Origin of the sequence: Sphingomonas sp. UV9 (assembly GCF_004101245.1) — a bacterium.
Taxonomy (GTDB): domain Bacteria; phylum Pseudomonadota; class Alphaproteobacteria; order Sphingomonadales; family Sphingomonadaceae; genus Sphingomonas.
Map to the genome: position 1 here is coordinate 138,986 of NZ_SCIN01000004.1, position 19,782 is coordinate 158,767.

The window sequence follows — 19,782 nt, forward strand, 5'->3', positions numbered from 1 at the left end:
CGGCCTTCGCCGGGGTGGTGGCTCTTTGGGAAGAGATTAGGTCCCTATTTCGCCGTCCACTTATCCATCCACCCCAGCACTTCGCCATACCATTGCCGCGAGTTCTTCGGCTTGAGCACCCAGTGGTTCTCGCCCGGATTGACCAGCAACCGCGACGGGATCCCGCGCCGCTGCAGCGCCGTAAACGCCGCCAGCCCTTGCGTGTAGGGAATGCGGAAGTCCTTCTCGCCGGTGATCACCAGCATCGGCGTCTTCCACTTGGCGACGTAATTGACCGGGTTCCATTTCTCGAACGCCTGCGGGTCCTCGTAATAGGCTTTCCCGCCATGCTCCCATTCGTCGAACCAGAGCTCCTCGGTCTCGTACGCCATCGCGCGGGCGTCGAACACGCCGTCATGCTGGACGATGCACTTGAAGCGATCGGGCCACTGCCCCTCGAACCAGTTCATCATATAGCCGCCATAGGACGCACCGAGCGCGCACGCGTTATCGGCGTCGAGCCAGGCGAACTTGTCCGTCGCCGCCTTCAAACCCTTTTGCAGATCCTCAAGCGGCCAGCCGCCCCAATTGTTGCTGATCGCGTCGGTGAAGCCCTGGCCGTACCCGGTCGACCCGTGGAAATCGACCGCGACCAAGCCGTAGCCCGCGCCTGCGAACAGCGCCGGGTTCCAGCGGTACGACCAGCTGTTGTTGCTCGATCCCTGCGGTCCGCCGTGCACCATGTACGCGATCGGGACCTTCCCGGTGGAGCCATACGGCTTCACCGCATAGCCCCAGACGGTGTCGGCGTTGGCGCCCTTGAAGTTGAACCGCGTGACGGTCGGCATGTCGATCCCGGCGAGTTTGGCGGCGTTGACCTGCGTCAGGCGCTGCGGTGCGCCGGTGCCCACGCGGAAGAAGTCGGCGGGTGCGGTGAGGCTGTCGATCGCCACTACAGGTCCGCGCGGCGTGATCGCGACCGCGCTGACGTGACCCTCCTGCGTCAGTCGCGTCACCTGGCCGCTGGTTGCGTCGACGCGGAACAACGGCGTCTCCTGCGTATCGTCGGCGGTGACGTAGAGCGACTTCGAATCGGGTGCCCACGCGATCGAGCCAACCGACCGGTCCCAGCGTTCGGTCAGCGATACCGTCTTGCCGCTGGCGATATCGCGCAGCGTCAGTACCTGGCGATCCGCCTCGAACCCCGGCCGGCGCATCGCGAAATAGGCGAGCGTGCGGCCATCGGGCGATACCGTTGGCAGATTGTCGGTCGCCTTGTTCGCCGCGGTCAGGTTGACCGGCGCGGCCGAGCCGTCCGCCGGGACCGAGAAAATGTCGAGATTGGTCGACAGTGCCTCGATCCGGCCCGCCTCGCGCATCGCGAAATACACGGTGCGGCCATCGGGGCTCCACGAGGTTTCCTCAGCCCCGCCATAGGGCTTGGACGGCGTATCGCCGACCAATGCGCCGACCAGCGGCACGCCGTTGCCGGTCGCACCCGCAGCGGTCAGCGGCAGCACGAACAGCTGCGAGCGCGTGCCGTCCGCCCATGTGTCCCAGTGCCGCACGAACAACTGGTCGTAGGTGCGGCCGGCCCCGGCGTTCGGATCCTTCTTCACCATCGCCGGCTCGAGACTCGGCGCACCCGGACGGCGATCCGCCCAGACGAGCATCTTGTCACCGGTCGGCGCGACCTTGAAGCCGCTGAACCCGCCCTTGAACGCGGTCAGCTTGCGCGGCGTGCCGCCGGTGACCGGCACCGACCAGACCGCATCCTCGCCGCCCTTGTCCGACGTGAAATAGACCGTGCTGCCGACGATCTGCGGGTCGTTCTCGTTCACCTGCGGATCGGCGAGCAGTTTCACCGGCGCGGCGCCCGGCTTGCTCAGGTCGAGCCGCCAGAGATCGAAACGCCCCTTGTCGGCGGCGAGATCGGTCTCGCGCTGCGCCCAGACGAGCCAGCGCCCGTCCTGCGACGCGGTCGGTGCGCCGACTCGGGCAAGCATCGTCACGTCGTCGATGGTGAGTTGCCGGGCGGCGGCGGGGGCACTCGCAAAGGCGAGCACGGCGAGGCTGGCGGAGAGCATGATTTTCATGCCCGACTGCATAGGATGCTTGCGAGATCGCGCGCAATCACCTCGATCCCCTGCTCCTCCCCAGGCTGGTTGCGCGCCTGGTCTACTTGCACGACAGCGCCGGTTCAGATCATGGCGCTATCAGGGCGGAACCGCCTATCGCCTGCAGGATCGCCGCGTATGTTGAAGACTTTGGTTCGCTGGACGGCGAGCGCGCTGCTTGCGGGGGCGATGGCATCCGCGTCGGCTGCGCAGATCGTGCCCCGCAGCGACCCGACCGGCTCACCGCCCGCGGCCCCAGCTGCGCAGGTGCAACTGCCGGTCGATGCGCTGATGCAGGATGCGGGGGAGTATGCCCGCCTGTTCGGCGTGCCGTTCGACGAGGCGTTGCGGCGCCTGCGCGCGCAGGGCGACAGCGTGCCGGCGACCGACGCGATCCGCGAGACTTTCAAGGATCGCTGGGCCGGGATCGCGATCGAGCATCTGCCGAGCTACCGGATCGTCGTGCTGCTGACCGGCACCGATCCCGTTCCGGACCAGTCGATTGTCGCGGGCGGGATGACCGTTCCGATCGTCTTTCGCACCGGCGCGACCGCGACGCGCGAAGCCGTGCTCGCCGCGATCACCACCTACCAGGCGAAGATCCGCGACTCGCTGCCGCATCCGCCCGGGCTGGGCGTGGACCAGCGGACCGGCGAACTCGTCGTGATGACCGCCAGCGCCGACGTCGATCGCGACCGGAACGACGCCGCGCGCGCGCGGATCGCGGCGATGACCGGCGTGCCGGTACGCATCGATGTCGTCGATCGACCGCCGGTCGACATGCAGGCAGCAATTGCACCCGCCGCACCCGACGTGGCGCCTGTCCCAGGCGGAGCCATCGAGGGCGGCGGACGCGTGGTCGGTACCGTCGATGGCAAGCGCTATGCCTGCACGACGGGCTTCGTCGTGTCCGATGGCATCCGGAACGGCGTGGTCACCGCGGCGCACTGCCCGGACACGCTGTCCTATGTCGGCAAGCGCCCAGCGGACGGTAGCCGCGAGGAATGGCCGCTGGCGTTCGTCGGGCAATGGGGCTGGGGACATCAGGACGTGCAGGTCAACGTCGCGACCGCCCCGGGCGTCGGCTACGCACCGCTGTTTTACGCCGATACCGCCAGGAAGCTCGCGCGGCCCGTCGCCACGTGGCGCTACCGCACCAGCACCCGCGCGGGCGACTTCGTCTGCCATCGCGGCGAGCGGACCGGCTATAGCTGCGCGGTGGTGGCGATGGTCGATTTCGCGCCGGCGGGCGACCTGTGCGGCGGCGCGTGCCTGCCGACCTGGGTCGCGGTCGAGGGGCCGACGTGCAAGGCCGGCGACAGCGGTGCGCCGGTGTTCGAGGGCACCACCGCGCTCGGCATCGTCAAGGGCGGTACCTATCGCCGCGACGGCACGTGCCTGTTCTATTATTACATGTCGACGGACTATCTGCCGCAGGGCTGGACGCTGCTGCACCAATAGGGCGGCCGATTGTGTCTCCTCGCCAAGCGCTGTAGTCCCGCCGGGAACACGGTGCCGCCGAGCGCCGATCGGCGGCCTATCGACACGGGCGGAACATGGACTCCTCGGGCCTTGAGGCCGTTTTCCTCGCGAACCGCGACACGCTGGTGCGGTTTCTCCGCTCGCTCGGCGCGGGCGACGCGGCGGAGGATCTGCTGCACGAGCTGTGGATGCGAATACAGTCGGCGCCGACCGGGCCGATCGCGTCGCCGCTGTCGTATCTGTACCGGATGGCGAACAATCTGATGCTCGACCGCCACCGCGCGGTGCGCCAGGCGGAGAAACGGGATCGGGAATGGACCGAGGCGACCGGGGGCCCCTCGCTCGATCGGTCGGAGGAGCCATCCGCCGAGCGGGTCGTGATCGCGCGCGAGCAGGCGGCGCTGGCGGAGACCGCATTGCAGTCGGTCGGCGACCGCGCCGCGCGGATATTCCGTCGCCACCGGATCGACGGGATCGAGCAGCGCGCGGTCGCGGCGGAGTTCGGGGTGAGCCTCAGCACCGTCGAGGGCGACCTGCGGAAAGCCTATCGTGCGATGATCGAGGCGAAGCGACGCTATGACGAACCTTGAATCTTCAAGGGCGTACGCGATCGCCTCCGTCTTCGCGTATAGGAGGCCATGATGGCGGAGCATGACGATATCGACGCCCCTATGCTGAACGGGGCTGCGCTGAACGGGGCTGCGCTGAACGGGGCCGCGCTGGACTGGGTGGTCCGGACCGGCAGCGATGCGTTCGACGACTGGCCGGCGTTCCACGCGTGGCTGGAGGCGGACCCGCGCCATGCGGCGGCGTATCATGCGATGTCGGCGGATATCGAGGAGATGGCGGCCTACGTCCCGGCCGAGGTGGCGGCACCGGTCGTCGTGGCGATGCCCGCGCGGCGGCGCTGGCCGGTCTGGGCCGGCGGGGCGATCGCGGCGTCGCTGGCGCTGTTCGTCGGCTATGAGGCGATCGAGACCCGGTCGCACCCCTATGCGGTCGAGACGGCGGCGGGGGCCATGCGCACGGTGCAGCTTGCCGATGGCAGCAGCATCGCGATGGGCGGTGCGACGCGGCTGATGCTCGATCGCGACGACCCGCGGATCGCGACGCTGGAGCGCGGCGAGGCGATGTTCGTGGTCCGGCACGACGATAGCGATCCGTTCGAGGTGATCGTCGGCGACGCGCGGCTGGTCGATGTCGGCACCGCATTCGACGTCAAGCACGCGCGTGGCGAGACGGGCCCCGAAACGCGCGTCGCGGTGTCGGAGGGCGCGGTCGACTATAATCCGGGGCAGGGCGGCATCCGGCTCGTGAAGGGGCAGGGGCTGTTCGTGCGCGACGGCAAGGCGACCGTGAGCGCGGTCGATGTCGCCAGCGTCGGATCGTGGCGCGACAGCGTGCTGGCCTATCAGGGCGCGACGCTGGCGGAGGTCGCGGACGATCTGTCGCGCGCGCTCGGCATCGACCTGCGCGCCGATCCGACCGTGGCGAAGCGGTCGTTCAGCGGCAGCATCGCGACCGCCAAGCTGGCGGGCGATCCGAGCCTCGCTGGGCCGCTGCTTGGGGTGGCGATCCGCAAGCGTGGCGGTCACTGGGTGATGTCCTCGCGCTCGTGAGGATGCGCGGATGTCTGGTCGTCGCGGCGCTGGTCGTCGCCACTCCGGCCCTGGCGGGCCCTCTGACCACCAGAGCGCCGGTGGTCGATCTGCCGGCGGGGCGGCTCGGGGATGCGGTGCTGGCGCTTGGGCGGCAGTCGGGGACGAGCATCGTCATCGGCGATCCGGGGCTATGGGCGCGGCGCGTACCGGCGGTGCGCGGGCGGATGAGTGCGCGTGCGGCGCTCGATCGGCTGGCATCGGCGGCGCATGCGGATGTGGTCGCGGCGGGTCCGATCGGGTGGCGGCTCGTGGCGCGCGCACCGCGTGTCGCGTCGGTTCGCGTGAGGCGGCCGAAGGTCGTTCCCGTCGTTGCGCCGGTGGCGGAAGGCGCGGACATCGTCGTCACCGGCAGCAAGCGCGACGTCAGGTTGCGCGATTTCGCGGGGCAGGTGGCGTTGCTCGACGGGGTCGATCTCGCGCTCGGCGGCGCCGGCGGGACCGACGCGATCCTCGCGCGGCTGGCGAGCGTGTCGTCGACGCATCTCGGCGCCGGGCGCAACAAGCTGTTCATTCGGGGCATAGCCGATTCCAGCTTCACGGGGCCGACGCAGACGACCGTCGGCCAGTATTTCGGCGATCTGCGGCTGAGCTACAATGCGCCCGATCCCGACCTGAGGCTGTACGATATCGCTTCGGTCGAGGTGCTCGAAGGGCCGCAGGGGACGTTGTACGGCGCAGGGTCGCTCGGCGGGATCATCCGTACCGTGCCGAATGCGCCGGAGCTGGGCGCGGTGTCGGCGTCGATCGCGGGCGGTCTCTCGGCGACGTGGCACGGCGATCCGGGCGCGGACCTGGGTGCGACACTGAACATGCCGCTCGGCGAGCGCGTGGCGCTGCGCGTCGTCGGCTATGGCGTCAGCGAAGGCGGGTATATCGACAATCCGGTGCGCGACCGGCGCGACGTGAACCGGACGCGGATCGGCGGCGGTCGTGCGATGCTGCGGCTCGATGCGGGGAATGGCTGGATGGTCGATCTCGGCGGGATCGGGCAATGGACCAAGGGCGATGACAGCCAATATGCCGATCGCGATGCGCCTGCTTTGATACGATCAAGCGCGATCGTGCAGGGTTTCTCGGCGGACTACACGATGGGGCAGGCGGTCGTGTCGGGGGCGATCGGCGGGCTGAAGGTCAAATCCTCGACCGGGATCGTCGGCCAGGCGCTGACCGAGCGGTACGATGCGACGCTGCCCGAAGGCGAGGCCCGCGTGTTCACGCAGCGCAACGCGACGTCGATGATCGCGAACGAGACGCGACTATGGCGGCCGATGCGGAACGGGTTCGGCTGGGTCGTAGGGGGCAGTTTCACGCACAACCGCACCCGGTTGTCGCGCTCTCTAGGGCCCGTCGATGCGCCCGCGCCAGTCACCGGCGTGACCAACCGCATCGACGAGGCGACGCTGTACGGCGAGGGGAGCCTGGAACTGATGCCCGGACTGACCGCCACCGCCGGCGCGCGGGTGACGCGCGCGTCGCTGGCAGGAACCGGCGAGGACGTCGCGCCCGCGCGGCTGGAAACGGTCGCATTGGCGCGTGCGCGCGTGACGGCGGACCGGATCGAGACGAGCCTGTTGCCGTCCGCCTCGCTGATCGCGGCGGTGCTGCCCAAGGTGTCGTTGTACGGGCGGTATCAGCAGGGGTTCCGCCCGGGCGGGCTGGCGATCGAGAGCGATTTCGTGCGGCGGTTCGAGAATGATCGCGTGCGGACGCTGGAGAGCGGCGTGCGCTATGGGCTGGCCGGGGTCGACAGCGCGTATCTGTCGGCGAGCGTGTCGCACACGATCTGGCAGGATATCCAGGCGGACTTCATCGACGCGACCGGCCTGCCGAGCACCGCCAATATCGGCGACGGGCGAATCTGGACGTTCAGCGCGGCGGGGGGGTGGAAGCCGGTTGTCGGGCTGACCCTCGATGCCGGTTTCACCTATAACGACAGTCGCGTTACCGAACCCAGCGCGGCGCTGTTCGTGGCGCTTGCGCGGATGAGCCAGGTGCCGAACATCGCGCGCTATGCCGGGCGGCTGGGAGCGGACTATCGGCGTGACATCGGGCGTGATCTGGAACTGCGCGTGTATGGCTGGGCGCGCTATGTCGGGCGGTCGCGGCTTGGGGTCGGGCCGGTGCTCGGCGAGGAGCAAGGGGACTATCTGGATACGGCGCTGACGGTGCGGGTCGGGCGGCCCTCGTTGGGCGTGACGCTCGGGGTGACGAATTTGACCGATAGCGTCGGCAACCGGTTCGCGCTGGGGACGCCGTTCCAGGTCGGGAGCGGGCAGATCACGCCGCAGCGTCCGAGGACGCTGCGGATCGGGCTGGACGCCGCGTTTTAACTCTCGATCCTCCCCCTTTGCGGGGGAGGATTAGGCGTCAGGCGTTCGTCAGGGCGCGTTGGTCGGCCGGCAGCAGCGCCAGGGCGGTCTTGTAGCAATCCTCGACATGCGAATTGCCGACCAGCTTCATCGCGCCGAAGCTGATCGTCGCGGCCACGGCGGAGCCGGCGAAGGGGATGAACTTGGCCATCGATCCCGCCGCGACGCGCGCGCCGACGCGACGGAGCAGGGCGACGACGATGCGCTTCGTCACCATCCGGCCGATCATCGTGTTGCCCAGACTCGTTGCCATCACCAGCGCCTGCTGCGCGATCTGCGGCTCGAGCTTCTGCACCTGGTCGTGATCGAGCCCAAAGCGCTTGCTGATCTCGGGCAGCAGCTTGGTGAGCAGGCCGATGTCCGCGACGATATCCGCGCCGGGGATCGGCACGACGGCCGCGCCCGCCGACATCATCGAGCGCGTCGTGACGAGGCGCTTGCTGTCGTCGCGGATGCGGTCGAGTTCGGCGATGGTGGTGATCATGGTCGCATGTTCCCTGAAGATTTCAGGCCGACAACGCGCCGCCGGGGTCCTGGTGCCACGGGATAATGCCACGGGACAATAGCGGCGCTTCAAGGTTCGCGCGCCACGCCTCCGTCCTCCTTTCGAAAACACATTCGAAAAGGGTTCCGTATGCGTCGTCTCCTGCTGACCACCACTTGCCTGTTTGCCGTCACGTCCCCGCTGCACGCGCAGACCGTGATCGACACCAAGCGGACCGATGCGGTGCGGACCTCGACGATCAAGGCGGGCGCGGCCAACAACCTGAAAATCGTCGCGGCGGGGTCGGTAACGCCGACCACCGGCACAGCGGTGACGGTCGACAGCGTCAACTCGGTGACGAACGAAGGCACGATCCAGGTGACCAACGCCGATGGTTCGACCGGTATCCTCGCGACCGCAGGCACCGGCGGCGGCATCACCAATGCGGCGGCGGGCAAGATCATCGTCGACGAGAGCTATGTCGCGATCGACACCGACAAGGACGGCGACCTCGACGGCCCGTTCGCGGCAGGCACCGGGCGGACCGGAATCCGCACCTCTGGCGCGTACACGGGCGCGATCGTCAACAGTGGCGCGATCACGGTGAAGGGCAATAATTCCGCTGGCATCTGGCTTGGCGGACCTCTGACCGGCGCCTTCACGCATGACGGCCAGACCTCGGTTACCGGCAACGGATCGACCGGTGTGCGAATCGCCGAGGTCACCGGCAACGTCCGGCTCGCGGGAACGATCGCGGCGATCGGGCAGGGCGCGGTCGCCGCGCGCGTCGATGGCGACATCGCGGGTGCGCTGGTGGTGCAGGGGGCGCTGGGCTCGACCGGCTATCGCTATGTGACGGCGCCTGCCGACACGACCAAGCTCGACGCGGACGACCTGTTGCAGGGCGGCTCCGCACTGGTCGTCGCCGGCAATGTCTCGGGCGGGATCATCTTCGCGGTGCCGCCGAAGGACGCCAGCACGACCGATACCGACGAGGACAAGGACGGCCTCCCCGACGCCACCGAAGGCTCGGCCGCTATCACCTCCTATGGCGCGGCGCCGGCGGTGCAGGTCGGTTCGGCCACGCGTGCCGTTGCGATCGGCGCGGTGGCGGGGACGGGAACCGGGTACGGCCTGATCGTCGACGGCGGTATCGCGGGCAGCGGCGTCTATGGCGGCGTCGAGGGTAACGGCCTCGCGATCGGCGGGCTCGGTGGCGCGGTGACGATCGCCGGCGGGATCGGCATCAACGGGACCGTCGCCGCCACCGCGAACGGCGCGAGTGCGACCGCATTGAAGCTCGGCAGCGGTGCATCGACCCCCGAGATCCGCAACGCCGGCACGATCTCGGCTGCGGGTGGCGGCACGGCGGCGTCGCGTTCGACGGCGGTGCTGATCGATACCGGCGCCACGGTCGCCACGGTCCGCAACAGCGGCACGATCAAGGCCACCGCGCAAGCCGCCGACGGCACCGCGATCGGTATTCTCGACCGATCGGGCACCGTCACGCTGGTCGAGAACAGCGGCGGGATCGGCGCTTCGGGCGCGCTCGCCACATCCGAGCGCAACGTCGCGATCGATCTCTCGGCGAACACCACCGGCACGATCGTCCGCCAGACCGCGGTCGCGACCGGCATCGCCGCGCCCGCGATGGTCGGCGACGTGCGCTTCGGCACCGGCAACGACCTGTTCGACGTCGCGGACGGCACCGTCACCGGCACCGCACGGTTCGGGAGCGGCACCAACCGACTGGCGCTGTCGGGCGACGCGAACTTCACCGGCGGCGCGGTGTTCGGCGCGGGCAACGACGCGCTCGCGCTGGCCGGTACGTCGGTATTCAACGGCGCGGCGGACTTCGGCGGCGGTACCGACACGCTGACGCTGGGCGGCACCTCGCGCTTTTCCGGCACGCTCGCCAACGCGCAAGGGCTCGCCGTCGCGGTCAACGGCGGTACGCTCGACATCACCAGGGCCGCGTCGATCGCCTCGCTCTCGATCGCCGGCGGCGGTGTGCTCGCGGTGACGCTCGACAAGGCCGGCGGCACCGGCACGATGATCCAGGTCGCCGGCACCGCGGCGTTCGACAAGGATTCGAAGCTCGCGCTGAAGCTCACCAGCGTCGTCGATGCCGAGGGGCGCTACACCGTGCTGCGCGCCGGCACGCTGACGGGCGCCGCGAACCTGACCGCCACCACGACCCTGCTCCCGTTCCTCTACAAGGGCAGCATCGCGACCGGCACGGGCAACGACCTCGCGGTCGACGTCGCGCGCAAATCGTCGACCGAACTTGGCCTCAACCGCTCGCAGGCCTCCGCCTATGACGCGATCTACAAGGCGCTGGGCAGCGACGCCAAGATCGGCGGCGCGTTCCTCAACATCACCGATGGCGACGCGTTCCGCGGTTCGGTCCGCCAGATGCTGCCCGATCACGCCGGCGGCACGTTCGAGGCGGTCACGATGGGCTCGCGCGCGACCGCTCGCGTGCTCGCCGACCCGCATGGTCCGTTCAAGGACGAAGGCAAATGGGGCTATTGGGTGACGCAGGTCGCGTGGGGCACGTCGAAGAGCGTCGCCGACACCGCGGGCTATGACATCAGCGGCTGGGGCGTCTCGGCAGGCGCCGAGTACAAGACCGGCGTCGGCAATTTCGGCACCTCGCTCGCCTATCTGAACGGGCAGGATGCCGATGACGGCACCAACAACGAAGTGCGATCGAACCAGTATGAGCTGGCCGGATATTGGCGCGGGCATTGGGGCGGTCTGCAGGCGAATGCGCGCGTCTCGGGCGCCACGATCACATTCGATGGTTCGCGTAATTTCAGCGGTGCGATCGGTAGCGAAGCGGTCGATCGGACCACGAACGGCGATTGGAACGGCACGCTCTACGCAGCATCCGGCGGCCTGTCGTACGAGACCGGCAAGGGCAAGCTGATCTTCCGCCCCGTCCTGGCGATCGACTACTATAAGCTCAAGGAGGACGGCTATAGCGAGACCGGCGGCGGCAAGGCGATCGACCTCGTCGTCCAGTCGCGCACCAGCGACGAACTCGCGGTCACCGGCAGCGGTGCGCTGGGGCTGAACTTCGGCGGTCCCGATTACGAGAATGGCTGGTTCCGCGTCGAGGCCGAGGGGGGACGCCGCCAGATCGTCGGTGGCGGCCTCGGCGCGACCACCGCGTCGTTCGAAGGTGGCCAGTCGTTCACGCTGACCCCGGAAAAGCGCACCAGCGGCTGGGTCGGCAAGCTGCGCGGCGTCGGCGGTAACGGCATCTTCCGGATGGGGGGCGAGTTCAACGCCGAGCAGCAACAGGGTCGGGTCGCGCTGTCGTTGCGTGCGAGCCTGCAGATCGGGCTGTAGGGGGGGCTGTTTTCGGAGACTGTTTTCGGGGGCGGGCGATGGCTCGATTCCGCCCCCGGACGGTTGTCGGCGCAGAAGATAAGGAGCGAAGGCACATGCCCGAAGACCGGTTGGACATCGATATGAAGACGATCGAGGACAATAGCGACCTCCGCCAGGTCGAGTTCGAAGCGGCGATCAGCGACGAGCGTTATCAGTTCGCGGTCCAGTACGACGTGCTCGAGGCGCTGAGCGCTGTGTCGCCGGAGGGCGATGCCGTGGCGATCTTCAGGCAGCATGCCGACGAGATCGCCGGACTGGGGGCAACCGCGCTCGCCCGCGATCCCGACCGGGAGCTGGTCGTGATCAGCGAGAACGATCTGGACTAGCGGCGGCTTCGGGACGATCCTGCCTACCGATCCGGCATTGTCGTCCGGACCGGGGAGACGGATGATGAAGCAGATCTGGACAGGCGCCGCGCTGATCATGGCGGTCGTGGCCGGCACGGGTGCTGCGGACGCCCAGAAGGCGAGTTCGGCGATCACCAAGGCGCTGGCCGACCCCGCGCGTACCGATCAGCAGGGCGACGATGCCCGCCGCAAGGCAGCCGACGTGCTGGCCTTCTCGGGCGTGAAGCCGGGCAACGTCGTCGTCGATTATCTGCCCGGTGCAGGTTATTGGACGCGGATATTCACCGGGATCGTCGGTCCCAAGGGGCACGTCTACGCGATCTGGCCGGCGGCCGGTGCGAAATACGCCGAGACGTCGCTCCCGGCCTTGCAGGCACGCGGCCTTGGCAATGTGACTGCCGAGGTGCAGCCGACCAACCTGCCGACCTCGCCCAGGCCGGTCGACGTGTTCTGGACTGCGCAGAACTATCACGACATTCCCAACAAGGGCGCGGGTGAGCCGGCGTTGCGAGCGTTCGATGCTGCGGTATTCCGGATGCTCAGGCGGGGCGGCACGTACATCGTCATCGATCACGCCGACGCATCCGGCAGCGGCATGGGCGGCACCGAGACGCGTCACCGGATCGATCCGGCCGCGGTAAAGGCGCAGGTCCAGGCGGCGGGGTTCAAGTTCGTCGGCGAATCGACCGTGCTGCGCAACCCTGCGGACGATCACAGCAAGGCGGTGTTCGATCCGGCGATCCGCGGCCAGACCGATCAGTTCGTCTACAAGTTCAGGAAGCCGTAAGCGGGCGGTCCGTGCTGATCGACGTTGCCGCGATCGTCGACCGGCACGCCGGGCGGCTTTGTGGGCGAGCGCGCCTTACCGCGTCGAACACGCCAGCACCGCGGCGTCGATCGCGGTCGCCGCGCCCGGCAGCGCGTAGACGTCTGCGAACGGCCGCCCGCCGGCACCGACCGCCTCGACGCTCATGCTCCGGCCCGAGCGCAGCGCCGCGACGATCGCCCGGTCGCTGGGCGCATCGCCCGCCCACGCATCCAGCCCGTTCGCCACCAGCGTGAACCGACGCTCTCCCACCGTCAGCGTCACCCCGGCGGACCGATCACGCGCGCGGCTGAGCCGGATATGCAGCGACGCGCGAAGGCCGCGTTTGGGCCAGGTCGCAACGCTGGCGAACCCGCTCGATCGCCCTCCCGCCATGACCGGACGCGCGATCGCGAAACAGCGATCGGGCGTGGCATCGCGGAAAGCGCCCCAGCGCTTGTAGATGCCGATCGTGTCGCGCGCGGCAACCGGCGCGGCGACCGCCAGTGACAACGCCGCCATCAAAAAACGTATCGGCCCCTCCCTGCCAGAGAGGGTAAAACGGCAGCGCCGGCTCGCCGCCCTGTCGTCACGCCATCCGAATTTCACGCTGGCGCGAATCCCGTGCCCAGATGCGGGACGGTCGCGCGCCCCCCCGCGACCAGCGTCACCGACCCCTGCGGCAACCCCGGCGCGATCGGCGCACCCAGCAGCGGATCGACCATTGCCCCGGTCATCACGCCCAGCATCACCCGGCTCGAAATGCCGTGCATGATCACCAGCCGATCGCCCGGATCGTCCGCGGTATCGGCCAGCCACCCGCCGACTCGTGCCGCGATCTCGGGATAGGTTTCGCCGTCGGGTGCGGTCTTCAGCAGGCCGCCCGGCAGCATCACCGGGCCGACCAGGTCGACGACGTCCGCGTAATATCGCCCGCCCCAGGACCCCATGTCGATCTCGACGAGCCGCGAATCGGTCCGCGCATCATGCCAGTCCAGGTCCAGATGTTCGCAGATCACCGCCAGCGTCTGCAACGCTCGCCCGGTCGGGGACGCCCATAACGTCAGTGCCGGCTTCACCCCAAGCGACCCCCGCAGCGCTCGGCCGAGCTCGTCCGCCTGGGCGAACCCGGCGCGCGTCAAAGGCGTATGGGCCGCGGTCCCCTGCAACCGGTGCGCCGCGTTGAACACGGTTTCGCCGTGCCGCGCGACGAAATCGCGGCCCTTGCGCACCGGTGCGTTTGCGGTTGATCGGGCGTCCGTTTCACCCTGCCGATGGCTTGGAATCATTGCCCGCGTTTCAACCCCCTGTGGCGCAAAAGCAACGGATTTCCACGTTTATCTGGGGTTCATGCAACGCCCAGCGGATTGGTTCATTGGGCCCGTGTCCACCTCGTGTTCTGGAGGTGATACGAACATCATGGAGTATCCAATGCGTAAGTTTATCGCCGTTTCGCTGCTCGCCACCACGGCTGTCGCAGCCCCCGCGCTCGCCCAGACCAACCCGACCTTCACCGGTCCCCGCGTCGAGGCCACGCTCGGCTACGACCACACCGGCGCCGGCAGCAGCGTGTCCAACAACAACGGACGCGACGACCAGAAGATCGGCGGCCTGCTGTATGGCGGCGGCATCGGCTACGACATCGCCACGTCGGACAACATCGTGCTCGGCGCCGAGGCCGAACTGACCGGCTCGACCGCGAAGAGCGACCGCAACGACTATACCAGCGACTTCGGCTATGGCCGCGTCAAGCAGGGCCGCGACATCTATGTCGGCGCGCGCGCGGGCTATGTCGTCGCCCCGACGACGATGTTGTACGTCAAGGGCGGCTACACCAACTCGAAGCTCGAAGTGCTCGCCGGCAGCACCAGCCAGACCACCGACAACAACTTCAAGCTGGGCGGCTGGCGCGTCGGTGCCGGTGCCGAGCATGCGGTCGGCCCGAACAGCTATGCCAAGCTCGAATATCGCTATTCGAACTATGAGCGCGGCAACATCGACTATGCGAACGGCGGCACCAGCGGGCGGTTCGACGTCGACACGGATCGTCACCAGGTGGTCGCCAGCTACGGCTTCCGTTTCTGATCGAAACGGTGCGCGTGTTTTAACGCGACGTTTACCGTGATCAAAGAAGGGTCGGGGCGCTTGCTCCGACCCTTTGTTGTTGGGTAAGCCATCTGCGGATTGCCCCCAGCCCCGAGTCCGGCTGCGGTGGCGGGGGGAAATTTGATGAAGGCGACGATCGAACGCGCAACGCTCCTCAAGGGGCTGAGCCATGTCCAGTCCGTGGTGGAGCGGCGCAACACCATCCCCATCCTGTCGAACGTGCTGATCGAGGCGACCGCCGAGGGCACGCTGAAGCTGATGGCGACCGATCTGGATCTCCAGATCAACGAGTCGATCGCCGCGGCGGTCGACCAGCCCGGCGCGACCACCGTGTCCGCGCACACGCTGTTCGATATCGCGCGCAAGCTACCCGAGGGTAGCCAGGTCCAGCTCGCCGCGTCGGAAGGCCGGATGAGCATCGTCGCAGGCCGCGCGCGCTTCTCGCTCGGCACGCTCCCGCGCGATGATTTCCCGGTGATCGCGGAAGGCGAGCTGCCGACCCAGTTCGAACTGCCCGCCGAGACGCTCAAGCAGATCATCGACAAGACGCGCTTCGCGATTTCGACCGAAGAGACGCGCTATTATCTCAACGGCATCTTCCTCCACGTCGCGGACGGCGACAGCTCGACGCCGGTGCTGAAGGCCGCCGCGACCGACGGCCACCGCCTCGCACGCGTCACGCTGCCGCGTCCCGAGGGTGCCGAATCGATGCCCGACGTGATCGTGCCGCGCAAATGCATCGGCGAGTTGCGCAAGCTGCTCGACGAGGTCGACGGTTCGGTCGGCGTCTCGCTGTCGCCGACCAAGATCCGCTTCGACCTCGGCCAGGCGATCCTGACCAGCAAGCTGATCGACGGCACCTTCCCCGATTACAGCCGCGTGATCCCGACCGGCAACGACAAGATCCTGAAGATCGACCCCAAGAGCTTCATGGAAGGCGTCGACCGCGTCTCGACGATCGCCACCGAGAAGACCCGCGCGGTGAAGATGGCACTCGACCGCGACAAGATCACGCTGTCGGTGACCTCGCCCGAAAACGGTACCGCGGCGGAGGAAGTCCCTGGCGAGTATGTCGCGCTGCCGTTCGAGATCGGCTTCAACAGCCGCTACCTGATGGACATCCTCGCGCAGATCGACGGCGACATGGTCGAGGTGCATCTGGCCGACGCCGCTGCGCCGACGCTGATCCGCGAAAACGACAAGTCGCCCGCGCTGTACGTGCTGATGCCGATGCGGGTGTGATTCGGCTGGCCTGCCGCTCCGTGCTATAGGCGGAGCGGCAGGCAGGAGCCGGATCATGGACTCGATCAACATTGCCGATCTCAGGGACGAACTGGACACGCTGATCGACCGGCTCGAAGCTGGCGAGGCGGTGCAGATCATGCGTGATGGCCGGTACTTCGCTCGCGTCACGCCCGCGGCGCCGCCTCTGCCACCCCGCCAGCCCATCGATTTCGTCGCGCTGAAGGCGTTGCGCGCGACGACGGTCAATTACGCCGGGGGAATCAATGGCAGCATGACGGTCGAGGAAATGCGCCGTCATGATTTATTGTGACACGTCGCTGCTTGTCGCCCTCCTTGTCGAGGAGGCACACAGTGTCGTCGCGGATCTTTGGATGCGCGAACGATCGGCGGGTGCGGTGTTCGCCAGCGCGTGGGTCGGCACCGAGATAGCCGGCGCGCTCGCGTTAAAGCATCGACTTGGTCAGCTAGACGACGTCGCTCACGCACAAGCCACGAGAGCTGCGGTAGTGCTGCTCAATTCGTTATCATCGATACCGATCGAAACCCGCCATTTTGTCGACGCCCAGCGACTCGTTTCATCGCCACCCAAGGGTCTACGATCAGGTGATGCACTGCATCTGGCTATCGTGGTCGACCACGCGCTGGGTTTGGCGACGTTTGACAAGCAGTTGGCCAATGCGGCGCGCCACAATGGTGTGGGGGTTGTCGATTTATTGCTAGCTTGACCGCGAGGAACGGTCCCAATACTAACAGCAATGTCAGTAAGGAGTCGACTCGATGGCGAAGCTTCCTCCGTTTCCCGGTACCTCGGGTCGTCGCGATTGGCCGACCGCGATCGACGCGGTTCGGAAACTCATGGCGAACGGCGACGACACGACGCAGGTGTTCCGGATCATGCGCGCGCTCAACGTCGGCAACGCGCCGATGAATTACGCGCGGCTGCTCGCCACCGAGCAGGGCGGGCGGATCGCCTATGACCGGGTCGAGCTGGCGCAGCGTTTCTCCGACCCCGCGTTCGTCGCGAGCTTCGCGCCCGGCACGGTCGGGGCGGCGTATCGCACCTTTCTCGAGACGACGGGCTATTCCGCCGACGGTCTGGTCGAGGTCTCGCGGCTCGAGCCGAGCGAGGACGATATCGCGCACCCCTATGCGTGGTTCGGTCGGCGAGTGCGCGACACGCACGACATCTGGCACGTGCTGACCGGGTACAAGGCCGACGAGAGCATGGGCGAGGCGGCGCTGGTCGCGTTCAGTTTCGCGCAGGTCGGCGGGCTCGGCTGGGCGCTGATCGGCACGGCGGCAGCGTTGAAGAGCATGCGCGTCACCGGCAGCAAGCTGTTCGCGAAGGCGGTCTGGGAAGGCTATCGCAACGGGCGAAAAGCGAAGTGGATTTCGGGCGAGGATTATCTGGAACTGCTCCACGAACCGCTCGACGCGGCGCGTGCGCGGCTCGGGATCGTCACGCCGGTCGCCTATCTGCGGGCGCAGCGCGAACTCGGCCCCGAACTCGCCTCGTACCTCAGCATGCAAAAGGCGAAGCTCGAACAGGCGACCATCGTCCCCGAACGGATTGCAGCCTGAGGCAAAGGCTGACGGCGCGCGGAAATTGCCGCTAAGGGCGGTGCGATGCTGTCGCGCCTCGTCCTCACCGATTTTCGCAATCACGCCGATCTGACGCTCGCCGCCGGGCCGGGCTTCATCGTGCTGACCGGCGAGAACGGGGCCGGCAAGACGAATATTCTGGAGGCAGTATCGCTGCTCGCGCCCGGCCGCGGGCTGCGCCGCGCCGCGCTCGGCGAGATGGCGCGACAAAGCGGGGCAGGCGGCTTCGGCGTCGCGGCCACCTTGTCCCCACACCGCGAACGAGAGGGCGGCACGTCATTCCCCTCCCGCTTGCGGGAGGGGGCAGGGGAGGTCGCGACGTATGTACTGGCGTCCGCTTCCGAGGACGCGCCCCTCCTCCCGCAAGCGGGAGGGGAGTTAGAGGTGGGCGGGGTGCCAAAAGGTAGCGGCGAGATCGACGTCGCGACCGGCGCGCTCGCCTCCGCCCCTGAGCGTCGCATCGTCCGCATCCAGGGCGCCACCACCACCGCCAACGCGCTTGCCGAATGGCTCACCATCCTCTGGCTCACCCCGGCGATGGACCGCCTGTTCGTCGCCCCCGCCGGCGAGCGCCGCGGCTTTCTCGATCGTCTCACGCTCGCACTGGCCCCCAGCCACGCCCACCACGCCGCCCGCTACGACGCGGCGATGCGCGCCCGGAACCGGTTGCTCGCCGACGAGGGCAGACCCGACGGCGACTGGCTCTCCGCGCTCGAGGCGCAAATGGCCGAGCACGGCGCCGCGGTCGATTCGGCCCGACGCGAGACGATCGACCTGCTCGGCGCACGACTGGCGGGACAAGCCGACGGAGCGTTCCCCCGCGCCGGCCTCGCACTCGAAGGCTGGGCCGGCGACACGTCGCGCCTGCAAGCCGACCTCGCCCAAGGCCGCGCACGCGATGCCGCCGCCGGCCGCACGCTCGGCGGACCGCACCGCGTCGACCTCGCCGTGACGCATCTCGACAAGGCGCGCGCCGCTTCGCTGGCGTCGACCGGCGAGCAGAAGGCGCTCCTCCTCGGCATCGTCCTCGCGCACGCCGAGCTAGTGGCCGAGCGGACCGGCCAGCCGCCGGTGTTGCTGCTCGACGAGGTCGCGGCGCATCTCGACCCGGCGCGGCGCGCGGCACTGTTCGACCGGCTGGCGGGACGCGGGCAGGTGTGGATGACCGGGACCGAGGACGCGCTGTTCGATGCGATCGACGGCCGCGCGACGCGGATCGCCGTCGGCCGCGCTACCCACTGAAAGAAGAAGATAATGGTCGACTGAACGCGGGCTGTCGATCGACGTCACCGGGCGTTCAAGCGGCCGCGGGCAATGCCCGTCTCATCGACGATAATGGAGAGTCCACGATGACCCGCAACTTCGCCCGCGCCGCCCTCGGCATGCTGATGGCGACCGTCACAATCGCCCCCGCGCTCGCGCAGGGCCAGGCCCGCATCGACCCGCGCACGGCGCCGTGGACGCGCCCGGGCTACCGGCTGGTCGGTGCCGGCGTGCCGATGCTGTTTCCCGAACTCCGCGACAGCCCCCGCGGCCGCGCGTTCGTGATGCCGAACTTCGACGCGAACGGCGACGGTCGGATCAGCCCCCGCGAGGCCGAAGACGCCAACCGCGAATTCGCGCGGATCGCTGGCCCGCGCCGCGACCGGTTCGACTGGGACGCGTATGGCCGCAACCCCGATCGATTTCGCGGCGGGCGCGAGGTGGTCGTCGAGACCACCACGACCTGGGATCGCGGCGCGATGCGCAACTACGGCTTCCGCCAGACCCCGCGCGGCGCGACGCTGACCTTGCAGGAGGACGTACTGTTCCGCACCGACAGCGCGGTGCTCCGCCCCGGCGCGATCGAGAAACTTCGCCCGCTCGCACGGTATCTGCGCGCCAACCCCGGCGTCCGCGTCGCGATCGACGGCTTTACCGATTCGCGCGGCACCAACGCGCATAACCAGGACCTGTCCGAGCGGCGCGCATCCAGCGTCCGCCAGGCGTTCGACGACATGGACGTCGTCCGCGCGCGCTTCAGCGTCGTCGGCCACGGCGAGCGCGATCCCGTAGCCACCAATGCGACCGCGGCAGGCATGCGCCTCAACCGCCGCGTCGAGGTGACTCTGCTCGGCCAGCGCGCCGACCGGTTCTGACGACGTGCTTGCCGCTCCTTGCCCTTTTCAAGGAGCGGCAATGCGGTC

At 68.4% G+C, this 19,782-nt stretch carries 18 protein-coding genes; 14 read left to right on the forward strand and 4 right to left on the reverse strand.

The window, feature by feature from the left end; genetic code table 11:
• Nucleotides 1-44 precede the first annotated feature (44 nt).
• Nucleotides 45-2,075 carry a S9 family peptidase gene (locus EQZ23_RS17635; protein ID WP_128455763.1) on the reverse strand — a complete coding sequence of 677 codons (2,031 nt, stop codon included), beginning with the start codon at nt 2,073-2,075 and terminating at the stop codon, nt 45-47.
• 159 nt (nt 2,076-2,234) lie between these two features.
• Here EQZ23_RS17635 and EQZ23_RS17640 point away from each other — a divergent pair, with 159 nt between their 5' ends.
• The 4 genes from EQZ23_RS17640 to EQZ23_RS17655 all read left to right on the forward strand — a co-directional run bounded on the left by EQZ23_RS17640 (nt 2,235) and on the right by EQZ23_RS17655 (nt 7,569).
• Nucleotides 2,235-3,557, forward strand: a complete 1,323-nt coding sequence (locus tag EQZ23_RS17640) for a S1 family peptidase (protein ID WP_240663659.1) — start codon at nt 2,235-2,237, stop codon at nt 3,555-3,557.
• Nucleotides 3,558-3,652: 95 nt separating this feature from the next.
• On the forward strand, nt 3,653-4,168 hold the full coding sequence (locus tag EQZ23_RS17645; protein ID WP_128455764.1) for a sigma-70 family RNA polymerase sigma factor: 516 nt from the start codon (nt 3,653-3,655) through the stop codon (nt 4,166-4,168).
• A gap of 51 nt (nt 4,169-4,219) precedes the next feature.
• Nucleotides 4,220-5,197 (forward strand): FecR domain-containing protein, encoded by a 978-nt coding sequence (locus EQZ23_RS17650; protein WP_240663660.1) that lies wholly within the window; start codon nt 4,220-4,222, stop codon nt 5,195-5,197.
• Between the two features lie 2 nt (nt 5,198-5,199).
• A complete protein-coding gene (locus tag EQZ23_RS17655) occupies nt 5,200-7,569 on the forward strand; it encodes a TonB-dependent receptor (RefSeq protein WP_128455904.1) in 2,370 nt (789 codons plus the stop codon).
• Nucleotides 7,570-7,606: 37 nt separating this feature from the next.
• On the opposite strand, the gene EQZ23_RS17660 is transcribed toward EQZ23_RS17655, so the two are convergent.
• Nucleotides 7,607-8,092 carry a hypothetical protein gene (locus EQZ23_RS17660; RefSeq protein ID WP_128455765.1) on the reverse strand — a complete coding sequence of 162 codons (486 nt, stop codon included), beginning with the start codon at nt 8,090-8,092 and terminating at the stop codon, nt 7,607-7,609.
• 150 nt (nt 8,093-8,242) lie between these two features.
• Here EQZ23_RS17660 and EQZ23_RS17665 point away from each other — a divergent pair, with 150 nt between their 5' ends.
• The 3 genes from EQZ23_RS17665 to EQZ23_RS17675 all read left to right on the forward strand — a co-directional run bounded on the left by EQZ23_RS17665 (nt 8,243) and on the right by EQZ23_RS17675 (nt 12,625).
• Nucleotides 8,243-11,449, forward strand: coding sequence for an autotransporter outer membrane beta-barrel domain-containing protein (locus EQZ23_RS17665; protein WP_128455766.1), 3,207 nt, complete (start codon nt 8,243-8,245; stop codon nt 11,447-11,449).
• A 95-nt stretch (nt 11,450-11,544) separates the two neighbouring features.
• Entirely contained in the window at nt 11,545-11,817 is a 273-nt protein-coding gene (locus tag EQZ23_RS17670) for a DUF1488 family protein (RefSeq protein WP_128455767.1), read from the forward strand.
• 64 nt (nt 11,818-11,881) lie between these two features.
• Nucleotides 11,882-12,625, forward strand: a complete 744-nt coding sequence (locus tag EQZ23_RS17675) for a class I SAM-dependent methyltransferase (RefSeq protein ID WP_164913487.1) — start codon at nt 11,882-11,884, stop codon at nt 12,623-12,625.
• A 75-nt stretch (nt 12,626-12,700) separates the two neighbouring features.
• On the opposite strand, the gene EQZ23_RS17680 is transcribed toward EQZ23_RS17675, so the two are convergent.
• Both EQZ23_RS17680 and EQZ23_RS17685 read right to left on the reverse strand, forming a co-directional pair.
• Nucleotides 12,701-13,165, reverse strand: coding sequence for a hypothetical protein (locus EQZ23_RS17680; protein WP_128455769.1), 465 nt, complete (start codon nt 13,163-13,165; stop codon nt 12,701-12,703).
• 83 nt (nt 13,166-13,248) lie between these two features.
• Nucleotides 13,249-13,932, reverse strand: coding sequence for a histidine phosphatase family protein (locus tag EQZ23_RS17685; RefSeq protein ID WP_128455770.1), 684 nt, complete (start codon nt 13,930-13,932; stop codon nt 13,249-13,251).
• A 142-nt stretch (nt 13,933-14,074) separates the two neighbouring features.
• Here EQZ23_RS17685 and EQZ23_RS17690 point away from each other — a divergent pair, with 142 nt between their 5' ends.
• From EQZ23_RS17690 to EQZ23_RS17720, 7 genes are all read left to right on the forward strand, one after another.
• Entirely contained in the window at nt 14,075-14,728 is a 654-nt protein-coding gene (locus tag EQZ23_RS17690; RefSeq protein ID WP_128455771.1) for an outer membrane beta-barrel protein, read from the forward strand.
• Between the two features lie 144 nt (nt 14,729-14,872).
• A complete protein-coding gene (gene dnaN, locus EQZ23_RS17695) occupies nt 14,873-15,991 on the forward strand; it encodes a DNA polymerase III subunit beta (protein WP_128455772.1) in 1,119 nt (372 codons plus the stop codon).
• Nucleotides 15,992-16,046: 55 nt separating this feature from the next.
• Nucleotides 16,047-16,304 (forward strand): type II toxin-antitoxin system prevent-host-death family antitoxin, encoded by a 258-nt coding sequence (locus tag EQZ23_RS17700; RefSeq protein WP_128455773.1) that lies wholly within the window; start codon nt 16,047-16,049, stop codon nt 16,302-16,304.
• Nucleotides 16,291-16,719 (forward strand): type II toxin-antitoxin system VapC family toxin, encoded by a 429-nt coding sequence (locus tag EQZ23_RS17705; RefSeq protein ID WP_128455774.1) that lies wholly within the window; start codon nt 16,291-16,293, stop codon nt 16,717-16,719. The genes EQZ23_RS17700 and EQZ23_RS17705 overlap by 14 nt, the downstream gene beginning before the upstream one ends.
• Before the next feature lie 52 nt (nt 16,720-16,771).
• The gene (locus tag EQZ23_RS17710; RefSeq protein WP_128455775.1) at nt 16,772-17,575 is read left to right on the forward strand and encodes a Coq4 family protein; all 804 of its coding nucleotides are present in this window, start codon (nt 16,772-16,774) and stop codon (nt 17,573-17,575) included.
• Between the two features lie 45 nt (nt 17,576-17,620).
• Complete coding sequence (locus tag EQZ23_RS17715; RefSeq protein ID WP_128455776.1) at nt 17,621-18,838, forward strand: DNA replication/repair protein RecF; 1,218 nt, start codon at nt 17,621-17,623, stop codon at nt 18,836-18,838.
• A gap of 107 nt (nt 18,839-18,945) precedes the next feature.
• Nucleotides 18,946-19,734 carry an OmpA family protein gene (locus EQZ23_RS17720; protein ID WP_240663661.1) on the forward strand — a complete coding sequence of 263 codons (789 nt, stop codon included), beginning with the start codon at nt 18,946-18,948 and terminating at the stop codon, nt 19,732-19,734.
• Nucleotides 19,735-19,782: the final 48 nt, after the last annotated feature.

What these genes read in the sequence shown, in the direction of transcription:
- EQZ23_RS17680 (WP_128455769.1), bottom strand. Translation starts at nt 13,165, where the DNA reads ATGGCGGCGTTGTCACTGGCGGTCGCCGCGCCGGTTGCCGCGCGCGAC.
- EQZ23_RS17635 (WP_128455763.1), bottom strand. Translation starts at nt 2,075, where the DNA reads ATGAAAATCATGCTCTCCGCCAGCCTCGCCGTGCTCGCCTTTGCGAGT.
- EQZ23_RS17700 (WP_128455773.1), top strand. Translation starts at nt 16,047, where the DNA reads ATGGACTCGATCAACATTGCCGATCTCAGGGACGAACTGGACACGCTG.
- EQZ23_RS17675 (WP_164913487.1), top strand. Translation starts at nt 11,882, where the DNA reads ATGAAGCAGATCTGGACAGGCGCCGCGCTGATCATGGCGGTCGTGGCC.
- EQZ23_RS17705 (WP_128455774.1), top strand. Translation starts at nt 16,291, where the DNA reads ATGATTTATTGTGACACGTCGCTGCTTGTCGCCCTCCTTGTCGAGGAG.
- EQZ23_RS17645 (WP_128455764.1), top strand. Translation starts at nt 3,653, where the DNA reads ATGGACTCCTCGGGCCTTGAGGCCGTTTTCCTCGCGAACCGCGACACG.
- EQZ23_RS17715 (WP_128455776.1), top strand. Translation starts at nt 17,621, where the DNA reads ATGCTGTCGCGCCTCGTCCTCACCGATTTTCGCAATCACGCCGATCTG.
- EQZ23_RS17655 (WP_128455904.1), top strand. Translation starts at nt 5,200, where the DNA reads ATGCGCGGATGTCTGGTCGTCGCGGCGCTGGTCGTCGCCACTCCGGCC.
- EQZ23_RS17690 (WP_128455771.1), top strand. Translation starts at nt 14,075, where the DNA reads ATGCGTAAGTTTATCGCCGTTTCGCTGCTCGCCACCACGGCTGTCGCA.
- EQZ23_RS17670 (WP_128455767.1), top strand. Translation starts at nt 11,545, where the DNA reads ATGCCCGAAGACCGGTTGGACATCGATATGAAGACGATCGAGGACAAT.
- EQZ23_RS17685 (WP_128455770.1), bottom strand. Translation starts at nt 13,932, where the DNA reads ATGATTCCAAGCCATCGGCAGGGTGAAACGGACGCCCGATCAACCGCA.
- dnaN (WP_128455772.1), top strand. Translation starts at nt 14,873, where the DNA reads ATGAAGGCGACGATCGAACGCGCAACGCTCCTCAAGGGGCTGAGCCAT.
- EQZ23_RS17720 (WP_240663661.1), top strand. Translation starts at nt 18,946, where the DNA reads ATGACCCGCAACTTCGCCCGCGCCGCCCTCGGCATGCTGATGGCGACC.
- EQZ23_RS17710 (WP_128455775.1), top strand. Translation starts at nt 16,772, where the DNA reads ATGGCGAAGCTTCCTCCGTTTCCCGGTACCTCGGGTCGTCGCGATTGG.
- EQZ23_RS17665 (WP_128455766.1), top strand. Translation starts at nt 8,243, where the DNA reads ATGCGTCGTCTCCTGCTGACCACCACTTGCCTGTTTGCCGTCACGTCC.
- EQZ23_RS17650 (WP_240663660.1), top strand. Translation starts at nt 4,220, where the DNA reads ATGGCGGAGCATGACGATATCGACGCCCCTATGCTGAACGGGGCTGCG.
- EQZ23_RS17660 (WP_128455765.1), bottom strand. Translation starts at nt 8,092, where the DNA reads ATGATCACCACCATCGCCGAACTCGACCGCATCCGCGACGACAGCAAG.
- EQZ23_RS17640 (WP_240663659.1), top strand. Translation starts at nt 2,235, where the DNA reads ATGTTGAAGACTTTGGTTCGCTGGACGGCGAGCGCGCTGCTTGCGGGG.